The 12,622-nt window shown below is 57.1% G+C and carries 12 protein-coding genes; 3 read left to right on the top strand and 9 right to left on the bottom strand.

The genetic code is table 11. The features are described 5' to 3' along the window. Window positions 1-20 precede the first annotated feature (20 nt). On the bottom strand, window positions 21-1,013 hold the full coding sequence (gene pldB, locus AC6I8C_RS00905) for a lysophospholipase L2 (protein WP_497821358.1): 993 nt from the start codon (window positions 1,011-1,013) through the stop codon (window positions 21-23). Between the two features lie 112 nt (window positions 1,014-1,125). On the opposite strand from pldB, the gene rhtB reads away from it, so the two are divergent. Continuing rightward, entirely contained in the window at window positions 1,126-1,749 is a 624-nt protein-coding gene (gene rhtB / locus AC6I8C_RS00900; protein WP_010257290.1) for a homoserine/homoserine lactone efflux protein, read from the top strand. Window positions 1,750-1,794: 45 nt separating this feature from the next. On the opposite strand, the gene AC6I8C_RS00895 is transcribed toward rhtB, so the two are convergent. From AC6I8C_RS00895 to pldA, 4 genes are all read right to left on the bottom strand, one after another. Further along, entirely contained in the window at window positions 1,795-2,604 is an 810-nt protein-coding gene (locus AC6I8C_RS00895) for a DUF1460 domain-containing protein (protein ID WP_497823289.1), read from the bottom strand. A gap of 210 nt (window positions 2,605-2,814) precedes the next feature. After that, complete coding sequence (gene rhtC, locus AC6I8C_RS00890) at window positions 2,815-3,438, bottom strand: threonine export protein RhtC (protein WP_497821357.1); 624 nt, start codon at window positions 3,436-3,438, stop codon at window positions 2,815-2,817. A gap of 12 nt (window positions 3,439-3,450) precedes the next feature. Then, window positions 3,451-5,280: an ATP-dependent DNA helicase RecQ gene (recQ, locus tag AC6I8C_RS00885; protein ID WP_033784428.1), complete on the bottom strand. Its 1,830-nt coding sequence runs from the start codon at window positions 5,278-5,280 to the stop codon at window positions 3,451-3,453. 24 nt (window positions 5,281-5,304) lie between these two features. Continuing rightward, complete coding sequence (gene pldA, locus AC6I8C_RS00880; protein WP_061061281.1) at window positions 5,305-6,183, bottom strand: phospholipase A; 879 nt, start codon at window positions 6,181-6,183, stop codon at window positions 5,305-5,307. Between the two features lie 194 nt (window positions 6,184-6,377). Between pldA and AC6I8C_RS00875 the strand changes: the two genes are divergently transcribed. After that, a complete protein-coding gene (locus AC6I8C_RS00875; RefSeq protein ID WP_033734820.1) occupies window positions 6,378-6,848 on the top strand; it encodes a thioesterase family protein in 471 nt (156 codons plus the stop codon). Window positions 6,849-6,871: 23 nt separating this feature from the next. After that, window positions 6,872-7,771 (top strand): EamA family transporter RarD, encoded by a 900-nt coding sequence (gene rarD / locus AC6I8C_RS00870; RefSeq protein WP_346436720.1) that lies wholly within the window; start codon window positions 6,872-6,874, stop codon window positions 7,769-7,771. Here rarD and AC6I8C_RS00865 read toward each other — a convergent pair. The 4 genes from AC6I8C_RS00865 to uvrD all read right to left on the bottom strand — a co-directional run bounded on the left by AC6I8C_RS00865 (window position 7,742) and on the right by uvrD (window position 12,470). Further along, window positions 7,742-8,794: an AbrB family transcriptional regulator gene (locus tag AC6I8C_RS00865; RefSeq protein ID WP_497821356.1), complete on the bottom strand. Its 1,053-nt coding sequence runs from the start codon at window positions 8,792-8,794 to the stop codon at window positions 7,742-7,744. The two genes, rarD and AC6I8C_RS00865, sit on opposite strands and share 30 nt — an antisense overlap. Window positions 8,795-9,051: 257 nt before the next feature. Beyond that, window positions 9,052-10,005 (bottom strand): magnesium/cobalt transporter CorA, encoded by a 954-nt coding sequence (gene corA / locus AC6I8C_RS00860; protein WP_013359692.1) that lies wholly within the window; start codon window positions 10,003-10,005, stop codon window positions 9,052-9,054. A gap of 178 nt (window positions 10,006-10,183) precedes the next feature. Further along, a complete protein-coding gene (ysgD, locus tag AC6I8C_RS00855; protein WP_352230973.1) occupies window positions 10,184-10,240 on the bottom strand; it encodes a YsgD/CorL family protein in 57 nt (18 codons plus the stop codon). 67 nt (window positions 10,241-10,307) lie between these two features. Next, window positions 10,308-12,470 carry a DNA helicase II gene (gene uvrD / locus AC6I8C_RS00850; protein ID WP_033734817.1) on the bottom strand — a complete coding sequence of 721 codons (2,163 nt, stop codon included), beginning with the start codon at window positions 12,468-12,470 and terminating at the stop codon, window positions 10,308-10,310. Window positions 12,471-12,622 lie beyond the last annotated feature (152 nt).

Genomic DNA, 12,622 nt, shown 5'->3' with positions numbered 1-12,622 from the left:
TACCGGTCGGATAAATAACGTCAGTGGTGCGATGAAAAAAAGTCGACCACTGCATTGAGTGCTTCGGCACGCATCTCATCTTTTTCAAACAGGATCTCGTGACGCGCGCCATCGATCACCCGTGGCTGATTACCTTCACACGGATGACCCGCCGCCGCCATCGCCGCACAAAACAGGTCCTGCGAACGATTGTCGACCACCCGATCGTCGCTGGCCTGTAACAGCAGCAGCGGCGTAGTGATCTTATCCACCTGACTGATGATGTTGCGCCCCGCATGGATGCCTTCGCGTACCCAATGGTAGGTCGGTCCGCCCACACGAATCGCCGGATCGTCCGCATAAAAACGCAGGCTACGCCGGTAACGCTCGGCGCTATGGGTCAGCCGGTTAATGCCAAACGGATGCGCGCGCCAGCGTCCGGTGCCGAGCGCATAGCCATCGCGTAAGGCTGGACGTTTCTCCGCCCAGTCCAGGATACGATGAGCCAGAAAAGAGGGCAACGGTAAGGCGATGCCAAACATCGGTGCCACCAGCGCAACGGCATGAAACGCCTGCGGCTGGCGCGCCAGAAACAGCGTTAAAATCGCGCCACCCATCGAGTGAGCCAGCGCATAGCGCTGCTGATAATGGCCGCTGACGATCTCTTTCAGATAGAGCGTTTCAAGATCATCAACGTAATGCGTGAATTCTGCCACGTGACCGCGGTGTGAATCTTCCAGCAGCCGATCGGAGCGCCCCTGACCGCGATGGTCCAGGATCACCACATCAAATCCGCAGTGAAACAGATCGTACGCAAGCTCAGGATATTTTATGTAACTCTCGATGCGTCCCGGCACAATCAGGATCACACGCTTGTGTTGCGGCGATGTGAAGCGGACATAGCGCAGCGTCAGATTACCCACGCCGGTAAACTCAAGCTCCTCCCGACGGTGCCAGAAATCGAGCAGCGGCCCGGTGGCGAAGGCTGCAAAGGCTTTTTCCCGTCGCAGCCAGCTGGCTTTGTGTTGATTCATTCGCCCTCCTGATGACCGGATACAGAGTCCTGAACGCCCTGCGCAGGCCGTAGCGCCGCGCTTATTTCTGGCGTATTGTGTCACAAATCCGCGACTAAAGAGAGCCTGACCCATGACCATCGAATGGTGGCTGACCTACCTGCTTACCACCACAATCCTGAGCCTGTCGCCGGGTTCCGGTGCAATCAATACCATGAGTACCGGGATCAGCCACGGTTATCGCGGCACGGTGGCTTCTATCTCTGGCCTGCAGGTCGGCCTGGCATTGCACATTGTGCTGGTCGGTATCGGGCTGGGCGCACTGTTTTCGCAGTCGCTGCTGGCGTTTGAAATTCTGAAATGGGCCGGTGCAGCCTATCTGGTCTGGCTGGGTATTCAGCAGTGGCGCTCAGCAGGCGGCATCGATCTGGATGCGGTCGCCAGAGCGATGCCGCGTCGTCGCCTGTTCAAACGTGCCGTGCTGGTTAATCTCACCAACCCGAAAAGTATCGTTTTTCTGGCGGCGCTGTTCCCGCAGTTTATCCAGCCGCATCAGCCGCTGTTTATGCAGTATCTGGTGCTGGGCGTGACCACCGTGGTGGTCGATATCATCGTGATGATTGGCTACGCCACGCTGGCAACGCGCATTGCTGGCTGGATTAAAGGGCCAAAGCAGATGAAGTTAATGAACCGCATTTTTGGTGGGCTGTTTATGGCGGTGGGCGCGCTGCTGGCCAGCGCCAGAAAAATCGCATAACACCTGACGCGCCGAATCCGGCGCGCAATTTCTTCCTTACCGCTGCTACGGTGCGCTCAGTGGCACCGCACGCAACACAATCATGCCCGGCTTCGACTGCATATATTCCCTGAACGGCGTATCGACAACCCTGCGATTAACGGCCAGTGATGAGGCGTTCCTGAACCACAACTGGCCATCATGCCGAACGGCAATTCCGGCATGCGTCACATCCAGCCCCTGCGCGGGGGTGTACACCCCGATATAATCGCCAGTCTGGATTTGCGCCAGCACCTTTGGTGTGATCGCCCGGGCCGGAATGTAGGTGATGCGGCGAGGAATGATACCCAGACCGGGCACCTGTTCTTTTCCACGAGCCTGATGATTGAGCTGCTTCACTACCGTCACCGCATCCGGGCTGAGGGTGCCGGTGACATCATCGGCATTGCGCGGGTTCTCAGCGAACCAGTCGGAAAAGAAGTGGCGGCGCTTCAGAAAGCTGACCTCACCGCCAGCGTAGCGGGTCCGAATCAGGCTAGCCTCAAAGCTGGCGCGGTCATGGCTTCGGCTCAGCGCCTGGACATAATCAAGCAGCGTGAAACAATCCACCCCCTTGAAATTGATCACCAGCGCTTCCGGGATATCAGGCGAGCCGATCAGCGTATGCGCCTGGTAAGGTGTCCCGAGAAACGCGGCAGAAATCTGGCTAATCCTTTCGCCTTGCGGCTGCTCTGACGCCGGGCGTGCCTGCGACAGGATAGCTGACACGCTATCTACTTCTGCTGTTTCAGAGACGCGATTATGGGCAGCATCAGGGGAAGCGCAGGCGCTGACACAGGCCGCGATAAACAATAGTAAAAGGGGTTTTACTCGCATCATCGTCTCCATGAAAATAGTCCGTCGATACGACCATACCGGAGGTGATGGTTTCATTAATTAACGAAGGGTGACTTTTTGTCAGCGATGACAGCAGAAAGACGTCAGCAGGCCTGGATTGTGATATCCGTCACCCAGGTGAAGTTCAGAAAGAGGCAACAGGAGGTGAAATGACTGCCGGATGCGCAGCACGCTCTCCGGCATTAGGGCTTAACGCGAAATAATCAGGTGGATACCAAAACCGGCGAACAGCACGCCAGCCATACCATCTACCCACTTCGCCAGCCGCTGATAACGGGCGCGGATCCACGGCAGCGCAAAGATAGCCGCCACCAGCGTAAACCACGCAAAGGTTTCACCAACAATCAGCAGGAACAGACCCCAGCGCTCTGCTGAACCGACATCGTCACCGACTAACAGCGAGAAGACGCTGCCGAAGTAAATAATCGCTTTAGGATTCGACAGGTTGGTCAGCAGGCCCTTGAGAAAGCTCATGCCGCGTTTCGGCAGCTCTACCACCGGCTCATCCTGCTGCGGCTGCTTATGACGCTGGCGCGCCGAGCGCATCAGTTGCCAGCCCATCCACAGCAGATAGAGGCCACCGCCGACCATGATGATCTGGTGCAGCCAGGCCATTTTTTCCAGAATCAGATGCAGGCCCATCAGCGCCACGCCTGCCCAGACCACAATGCCCAGGGTAATGCCCAGCACACCCATCATCGCCTCTTTGCGCGAGCGACTGGCGGCGGTCTGTGACACGAAAAAGAAGTCGGGGCCGGGGCTCATCAGCGCCACCAGATGTACCAGCGCCACGGTTGCGAATAACATCAGCATGATTAGTGTCCTTTACTCTTCATCATCAAGATGCTCTTTGATCATCACCAGGAAGGGTTTGCCAAAGCGCTCCAGTTTGCGGTGACCCACGCCGTTGACGCTAAGCATCTCGGACGCGCTGACCGGCATCTGTTCTGCCATCTCTATCAGCGTGGCGTCATTGAACACCACGTAAGGCGGAATATTCTCTTCGTCGGCGATCGCTTTTCGCAGCTTACGCAGCTTAGCGAACAGTTTGCGATCGTAGTTGCCACCGTGAAACTTCGCCGGACCGCTGCTCTTTGTTTTCGCGGTGATTAAACGCGGCACCGCCAGCATCAGTGGCACTTCACCGCGCAGCACCGGCCGCGCCGCTTCGGTGAGCTGCAGTGCCGAGTGCATAGCGATGTTCTGCGTCACCAGCCCCAGATGGATTAACTGACGTAACACGCTGACCCAGTGTTCGTGGCTCTGATCTTTGCCCAGTCCATAGACCGGCAGCTTGTCATGACCCTGTTCACGGATGCGCTGGTTGTTGGACCCGCGCAGGACCTCAACGATATAGCCCATACCGAACCGCTGGCCGACGCGATAGATGCCGGAGAGCGCTTTTTGCGCTTCAACCAGGCCGTCATACCGTTTCGGCGGATCAAGGCAGATATCGCAGTTGTCGCACGGCTGCTGGCGACCCTCGCCAAAATAATTCAGCAGCACCAGGCGGCGGCAGGTCTGTGCTTCAGCAAACGCGCCCATGGCGTTGAGCTTGTGGCGCTCAATATCCTGCAAGGGACCCGGCACTTTCTCTTCCAGGCATTTACGCAGCCAGGCCATATCAGCCGGATCATAAAGCATCATCGCTTCGGCGGGCAGACCGTCACGACCGGCTCGTCCGGTTTCCTGATAGTAGGACTCGATGTTGCGCGGAATATCGAAGTGAACCACGAAACGGACGTTGGGCTTGTTAATACCCATGCCAAAAGCCACGGTCGCCACCACGATTTGCAGGTCGTCACGCTGGAACGCTTCCTGCACGCGGGCACGCTGTTCGCTGTCGATGCCGGCATGATACGCCCCGACGCTGAATCCACGGCTTTGCAGTCGCGCGGCCGTGTCTTCCACCTTCGCCCGGCTGTTGCAGTAGATAATGCCGCATTTGCCGCGCTGATCCTGAACGTAGCGCAGCAGCTGATCGGTGGGTTTGAATTTTTCCACCAGCGTGTAGCGAATATTGGGACGGTCAAAGCTGCTGATCTGAATCAGCGGATCCTGCATGTGCAGCAGGTTAACGATGTCGTTGCGGGTGGTTTCGTCCGCAGTCGCCGTCAATGCCATGACCGGTAATTCCGGGAAGCGCTGACGCATCTTCCCGAGTGCACCATATTCCGGACGGAAATCGTGGCCCCACTGTGAAATACAGTGCGCCTCATCTACCGCCAGCATCGCCGGTTGCCAGTGCGCCAGACTTTCCAGGAAGTTATCCATCATCAGGCGTTCAGGGGCGATGTAGAGCAGCTTAACCCGGCCGGTACGGCAGTCAGCCATCACCGTCTGCTGCTGATCGCGCGTCATGGTGGAGTTAAGATAGGCTGCCGCCACGCCGTTCGCCAGCAGTTGATCGACCTGATCTTTCATCAGTGAGATCAGCGGCGACACCACCAGTGTCAGCCCTTCGCGCACCAGCGCCGGGATCTGATAACAGAGCGATTTACCGCCGCCGGTGGGCATCACCACCAGACAGTCGCGTCCGCTCAGCGCCTGATTAATGATCGTCTGCTGACCGGGACGAAACTGCTGGTAGCCGAAGGTATCCTGCAATACCTGCTGAGCCAGCGCTTCCTGATTAAGAACTGCCGAGGTTGCCACGCGATTCCTGTCTTACGTTAGGGATTAGAACAAGTCGTTAAGCGTTACACCCACACCCAGACGCGTCTGGCGATGGTTGTAATCGATCAGTGATTCACCGTAGCCGCTAAACACCTGAGTATAGAAGCGGACGTGCTCGCTGATAGGGTAGCTCCAGCCCATTGTCGCGCCGCCATAACCGCTGTTCCAGTTATAGTTGCCCTCTACGCTGAAGATACTGTCGCCGAACTTATAGCCCAGTCGGGTGCGGTAGTAACCCATATATTTGGTGATGTCGGGATTATCATCGCTGCTCGCCCCTTCAGGGATGCGATACCAGGGTTTGATTTCCGCCAGGAAGTTACCGTTCTCCGCCATCAGACGCGCATAGACACGGTTCCAGCTGCGTGAGGTCGGGTCACTTCGTCCGTTAGATTGGTGATTCAGACCCAGTTCGACATCACGCAGCGTCCAGCCACCCAGCGAGTAGTCGGTCGCCCAGCCGAGAAAAATCTGCGGCTCATAGTTGGTCTCACGGAAAGGTGATGACTCAGCACTATTCGACAGCTGCCACCAGGAGCGCTGGGTATAAGAGGCTGCGAGCACCGAGTTGTCACCCAGAATACCGCGCCACAGCGGAAACGCCAGGCTGAGCTGGAATTTCACTTCATCTTTGCGGGCGTTTTCACCCCAGTTATAAGAGGAGATCGCCTCTTTATTGAGGTCACTGGTATAGGTGTAAAGCAGATAGTTGTTCTCGTAAGGATAGAGAACAAACGGGTTATCATGCTTCTCCAGCAGGTTAGCAATAATGCTGCCCTGAACCTGTGGCGCGTCATGAACCTCTTTAATCCGGGCTTCATCCGCCTGCGCCAGCGCAGGAAATATCAACATTGCCGCCAGCAAGGCGCGATGCTTACGCATAAAATTCTCCGGTGAGCAGCTGCGTATCAGAATAACTGAAAGGGTGTTGTAAAAAGCAGGCCATTCTACACGCAAATGGCAGTGAGCATGAGTGCTGATTTCTTAAACTGGAAACACCCTCGCAGGCGGCATAGAATACACAACTCATTCATGTTCCGCGCCCCTCTGGCACGATTTTTTCAGGACTCATCATCATGTCATCACCCGTGCTGACACCGCAGGACGCTCGCCAGCTGGTCGGCGAAATTTTTGTTTATCACATGCCATTTAATCAGGCGTTAGGCCTGGAGCTGATGCGTCTTGACGCAGACTACGCAGAGATCAGCTTCAACAATAAATCCATGCTGGTGGGCAATCAGGCGCAGCAGATTCTGCACGGTGGTGTTATCGCGTCCGTCCTCGATGTGGCCGCAGGCATGGTCTGCGTCAGCAATGCGTTAACCCGTCAGGAGAGCATCAGCGAAGCGGATCTGCGTCAGCGTCTGTCACGCATGGGCACCATCGACATGCGCGTTGACTATCTGCGTCCCGGGCGCGGCGAGCGCTTCACCGCCACCAGCAGCCTGCTGCGGGCCGGTAACAAAGTCGCCGTGGCGCGCGTGGAACTGCACAATCAACAGGGCGATTATATCGCCACGGCTACCGCCACCTATCTTATCGGCTAACCACGCCACTGAATGGATCGCATATGGATACGCAACAAACCCGCCAGGGCGTTGGCTTTGCACTGGGTGCCTACTTTATCTGGGGCATTGCGCCCGCCTATTTCAAGCTGGTCAAACAGGTTCCCGCCACAGAAATCATGACGCACCGGGTGATCTGGTCGGCACTCTTTATGCTGTTGCTGATTACCCTGAGCCGCAGCTGGCCGGGCGTGCGCAGCGTATTGCGCCAGCCTAAAAAAGTGCTGTTGCTGGCGATCACGGCGCTGACGATTGGCGGCAACTGGCTGCTGTTTATCTGGGCGGTCAACAATCAGCATATGCTGGAAGCCAGCCTGGGTTACTTTATTAACCCACTGATCAACGTGGTGTTCGGCATGCTGTTTCTGCGCGAACGTTTTCGCCGTCTGCAATGGCTGGCCGTGCTGCTGGCCACCGTCGGCGTGCTGGTACAGCTGTGGCAGTTTGGATCGTTGCCGGTTATCGCACTCGGCCTGGCCCTGAGCTTTGCCGTTTATGGTCTGATGCGCAAAAAGATCCAGGTTGATGCACAGAGCGGCATGCTGATTGAGACCCTTTGGCTGTTTCCACTGGCAGCCATTTATCTGTTTGGCTTTGCCGACAGCGCCACCAGCCATTTATCAGCGAACCCGCTGAGTCTCAACCTGAAACTGATTGCAGCAGGTATTGTGACCACCATTCCACTGATGCTGTTTGCGGCGGCCTGCAGCCGGCTGCGCCTCTCAACGGTCGGTTTCTTTCAGTATCTCGGCCCGACGCTGATGTTTGTGCTGGCGGTGGTGTTTTACGGTGAAACTATCACGCCAGACAAGATGGTGACCTTCGGCTTTATCTGGCTGGCGCTACTCGTGTTTGTCTGCGATGCGGTGGCGTTTTCATTCCGTTCCCGCGCGCGCATAGCGTGAAATAAAGCGCGCTAAAGCCGGGCCGGTCAGCAGGATGGTAAAGAGACGCAACGTCTGCATCGCCATCACAAATGCCATGTTGACCTGGGTTCCCGCAGCAATAATCGCCACCGTGTCCAGCCCGCCTGGACTGGTGGCGAGATAGGCCGTCATCAGATCGATATCCAGCATGCGCGTCAGTATCCACGCCAGCCCGCCACACAACAGCATCAGCCCGAAAATTGAGGCCAGCATCTGCGGCAGCGTGCGCAGTGCCAGCAGAAAGATCGGGCGGGTAAAACGTAAACCCACGCTCCAGCCAATCAGCGCATAGGCTACGGCCAGCAGCCATTCCGGCACCTGTAGCACTGCGATTTCGCTGCTGTTCAGTATCGCGCCCGCCAGCGCGGGAAGCAGTAATGCGCCAGAGGGAATGCGCAGTCGTGTGCCCAGCCACGCGCCCGTCAGCATCACCACCAGCGTAATCGCAAAGCCATAATTCAGCGTGGGAAACCAGAGCAGCGAGATGCTGTGCGCTTCATCGCCCAGCCCGATACGCGCGACCAGCGCGGCGGCCGAGGCGACAAACAGCACCCGCAGATACTGCATAAACGCCACCAGCCGTACATCAGCGCCGAAGTCACCTGCCATCGCCACCATGGCCGAAGCACCGCCCGGCGACGAGCCCCAGGCGCCGGTTGGGCCGGGCAGATGGCTGAAGCGCACCAGCAGAAAGCCGGACAGGCCGCTGGCCGCCAGCGTCAGCAGCAGCACCGCCAGCACGATTGGCCACTCCTGAATCAGCGGTGTCAGAATCGAAGGCGAAAGGCTCTGGGCAATCATGCAACCCAGCACCGCCTGGGCAAGCAGGAAGAATCGTTTATCAATCCGCAGCCTGGCACCCGACAGGCCCATCACTACACCCACCATCATCGGTCCCAGTAGCAGCGCGGCAGGCACGTGAAAATAGTGCAGCACCGCCCCCAGTAGTACCGAGATCAGCAGCAGCAGCGCCCACTGCGTGCGCAACGAAAAAGCATCCATAAGAAGTTAATTATTTGTAAAAACAGGAGGGTCAGAGTACGCAGAAATCGGGACGGGAGCCAGCAGAACGGATGCTGCTAACCTAAGTCTGCTCCAGCTAGCTGTGAAATCGTGCCGGCGCAGGTAATACGGTCAGATCGGAAAGACGCTAAAGCCATCCGTGGCCCGCTCGGCCCGCGCCTTCCATGCGGTAAAATTCACCCTGATTTGGGTTCATCAACAGTCAGACGGGCCATCTGAGATGACCCGCTCGTGTTTTAAAGCCAGTTTTTGCGCTTGAAGTAGAGATAAGGCGCCAGTCCGGCCAGAATCATCAGGCCGATAGCCGCAGGATAACCGAAGCTCCACTTCAGTTCCGGCATAAACTCGAAGTTCATTCCGTAGCTGGAAGCGACCAGCGTCGGCGGCAGAAACACTACCGAGACCACCGAGAAGATCTTGATAATACGGTTCTGTTCGATGTTGATAAAACCCATCGCCGCCTGCATCAGGAAGTTGACCTTCTGGAACAGTGATTCGTTATGCGGCAGCAGCGATTCGATATCGCGCAGAATTTCCCGCGCCTGCTCCAGCTGATTGCCCGGCAACCGCGCTTTACGCACCAGGAAGTTCAGCGCGCGCTGGGTATCCATCAGGCAGAGACGTACCTTCCAGCCGATATCTTCCAGTTCCGCTAAGCGTGAAAGCGCCTGATCGTACTCTTCGCCCTGCTGACCTTCCATGATCACCCGGCTGAGTTTCTCCAGCGCGCTGTAGATGTTCTCGATTTCATCCGCCAGCTGTTCGATTTTGGTTTCAAACAGGTCCAGCAGCAGCTCAAAGGCGTTGCCGTCGATCAGTGTCTGGTTACGGGCACGCATGCGATAGAGGCGGAAAGCGGGCAGTTCACGTTCACGCAGCGTATAAAGGCGGCCTTCACGAATGGTGAATGCCACGGTGGAGTTACCGGCGTGATCGTCAGCATCTTCATAGAAGAAGAAGGAGTGGATATGCAGACCATCTTCATCTTCGAAGAAGCGTGCCGAGGCCTCGATATCTTCCAGCTCTGGCCGTGTTGCCAGGCTCTGGCCCAGCTCGGTCTGCACCCGGTCACGTTCGCCCTCTTCCGGCTCGATCAGATCGACCCAGACGGAGGTGGTCAGTTTGTCGTTTTCGTCTTCCAGCTCCAGTCGCGTCAGGCGGCTGTGATCCAGTTTAAATGCGCTCAGCATAGCAATACTCCCCATTGCAGACTAAATGGGACAAAGCGGTCCGCCGTTCCTTTAAAAAGAACAGGCAGCCTGAACACGGAAACAGAGTTTCAAAGATAAATCAGTGCTGACTCGCGCGACGGAATCAAAAAGGGAGGTCGCTGATAACCGCTAAGGCTACCCGCGTAAAGAGGTAGCCTTAGATGTTATGCCTGATATCCAGGTCATTGAGCCAGCATCGACTGGGCGTGTCCAAGGCATTGTCCTCTCATGATAATAGTGGGCGCATGTTACGCTGAGACGAAAAAGCCGTCAACCGCGCGCTAAAGCGTTTCCAGCTTCGCGTAAGCCGCCACCAGCCACTTGATTCCCTGCCCCTGAAACGCCACCTGCAGGCGGCTGTGCTCACCGCTGCCTTCCAGATTAATGATGGTGCCTTCGCCAAATTTTGCATGATGAACACGCTGGCCCAGCGCGAATCCACTGTCATTTTTGGTCACCGGCGCACCCATCCGCTGATGGTTGACCGGACGGCTGACGCTGGCGCGCAGACGCACTTCTTCAATGCAGGTCTCGGGCAGTTCGCCGATAAAACGGGAAGGCCGGTGATACACTTCCTTACCATAGAGTCGGCGGGTTTCAGCGTAGGTCAGCGTCAGCTTGAGCATCGCGCGGGTCACACCGACGTACGCCAGACGACGCTCCTCTTCCAGCCGTCCACCTTCATCCAGCGACATCTGGCTCGGGAACATCCCCTCTTCCATACCGACGATAAAGACCTGACTAAATTCCAGCCCTTTGGCCGAGTGCAGCGTCATCAGCTGAACCGCATCCTGCCATTTGTCTGCCTGACCTTCGCCCGCTTCAAGGGCGGCATGGGATAAGAAGGCCTGCAGCGGCATCAGATCTTCATCTTCATCCTGATAGCTGAACTGACGCGTTGCCGTCACCAGCTCCTCAAGGTTTTCGATACGCGCCTGACCCTTTTCGCCTTTTTCCTGCTCATACATCAGCCACAGGCCGGAGTCTTTGATAACCCGGTCGGTCTGAACATGCAGCGGTAATTCGGCGGTTTCGGTAGCCAGTGAATCGACCAACTCACAGAAGCGTTGCAGCGCAGACGCGGCGCGGCCAGCCAGTGCGCGACTTTGCAGCAGTTCGCGCGTAGCCTGCCACAGCGTCATCTGACGTTCACGCGCCGTCTGACGCACCACGTCGAGCGTGCGATCGCCCACGCCGCGCGTCGGGGTATTCACTACGCGCTCAAAGGCGGCGTCGTCATTGCGGTTCGCCATCAGACGCAGATAGGAGAGCGCATCTTTGATCTCCTGACGTTCGAAGAAGCGCATGCCGCCATAAATACGGTACGGCATGCTGCTCTGCAGCAGCGCCTCTTCCAGCACGCGCGACTGGGCGTTGCTGCGATAGAGAATGGCGCAGTCGTTGAGCGCACCGCCGTTCTCCATCCAGACCTTGATGCGGTTGACCACGAAGCGCGCTTCATCCAGCTCATTAAAGGCGCAGTAGATAGAGATCGGTTCGCCATCGCTGCCCTCGGTCCAGAGCTCTTTACCCAGACGGCCATTGTTATTGGCGATCAGGGCGTTAGCCGCTTTCAGAATGTTATTGGTTGAGCGGTAGTTCTGCTCCAGACGGATCGTTTCTGCACCAGGGAAATCCTGCAGGAAGCGCTGAATATTCTCGACCTGTGCGCCGCGCCAGCCGTAGATCGACTGGTCATCATCGCCCACGATGATCACCCGACCGCTGTCGCCCGCCAGCATCCGAATCCAGGCATACTGAATATTGTTGGTATCCTGAAACTCATCCACCAGCACGTTGGTAAAGCGTTCGCGGTAGTGATTCAGGATGTGCGGCTTGTTGAGCCAGAGTTCATGGGCGCGCAGCAGCAGCTCGGCGAAATCGACTAAACCGGCGCGATCGCAGGCTTCCTGATAGGCCTGATAGATGCGCAGCCAGGTCTGCTCAATCGGATTGCCGTAGCTTTCAATGTGCTTTGGCCGCAGGCCTTCATCTTTTTTGCCGTTGATGTACCACATGCCCTGGCGCGCAGGCCACTGCTTGTCATCAAGGTTCATTGATTTGATCAGGCGCTTGAGCAGACGCAGCTGGTCTTCGCTGTCGAGGATCTGAAAATCCTGCGGCAGACCGGCGTCAAGATGGTGGGCACGCAGTAAGCGGTGCGCCAGACCGTGGAAGGTGCCGATCCACATCCCGCCCTGGCTGGTGCCGATCAGATGTTCGATACGGTGACGCATCTCTGCTGCCGCTTTGTTGGTAAAGGTCACCGCCATAATGGAATAGGGTGAGCAGTTCTCTACTGACATCAGCCACGCAATGCGATGCACCAGCACCCGCGTTTTACCACTGCCCGCGCCTGCCAGCACCAGCAGGTTACTGCGCGGAGCCGCAACGGCCGCGCGCTGATTGTCATTCAAACCGTCGAGCAGTTCAGAAACGTCCATAAGCACCGTTTACCAGAGAAAAAGCGTCGTCGTCGCGTTGTTTATTCCGCCTGCCGCAAGGCAGTGTCGCGGCCAGTCAGGCGGCGACACAGATGCCGGATAAGGGACGGCGGCAACGCAGAGAAGAGGAGACGACTGGATAAATTTACAGC

This window comes from Pantoea sp. X-Soil-YNGN-844, assembly GCF_059730595.1.
This window is presented reverse-complemented; position numbering and strand designations above follow the sequence as displayed.

Excerpts from the sequence above, each read along its gene's own strand:
- pldB (WP_497821358.1), bottom strand. The coding sequence starts at position 1,013 with ATGAATCAACACAAAGCCAGCTGGCTGCGACGGGAAAAAGCCTTTGCA.
- rhtB (WP_010257290.1), top strand. The coding sequence starts at position 1,126 with ATGACCATCGAATGGTGGCTGACCTACCTGCTTACCACCACAATCCTG.
- AC6I8C_RS00895 (WP_497823289.1), bottom strand. The coding sequence starts at position 2,604 with ATGCGAGTAAAACCCCTTTTACTATTGTTTATCGCGGCCTGTGTCAGC.
- rhtC (WP_497821357.1), bottom strand. The coding sequence starts at position 3,438 with ATGCTGATGTTATTCGCAACCGTGGCGCTGGTACATCTGGTGGCGCTG.
- pldA (WP_061061281.1), bottom strand. The coding sequence starts at position 6,183 with ATGCGTAAGCATCGCGCCTTGCTGGCGGCAATGTTGATATTTCCTGCG.
- AC6I8C_RS00875 (WP_033734820.1), top strand. The coding sequence starts at position 6,378 with ATGTCATCACCCGTGCTGACACCGCAGGACGCTCGCCAGCTGGTCGGC.
- rarD (WP_346436720.1), top strand. The coding sequence starts at position 6,872 with ATGGATACGCAACAAACCCGCCAGGGCGTTGGCTTTGCACTGGGTGCC.
- AC6I8C_RS00865 (WP_497821356.1), bottom strand. The coding sequence starts at position 8,794 with ATGGATGCTTTTTCGTTGCGCACGCAGTGGGCGCTGCTGCTGCTGATC.
- corA (WP_013359692.1), bottom strand. The coding sequence starts at position 10,005 with ATGCTGAGCGCATTTAAACTGGATCACAGCCGCCTGACGCGACTGGAG.
- uvrD (WP_033734817.1), bottom strand. The coding sequence starts at position 12,470 with ATGGACGTTTCTGAACTGCTCGACGGTTTGAATGACAATCAGCGCGCG.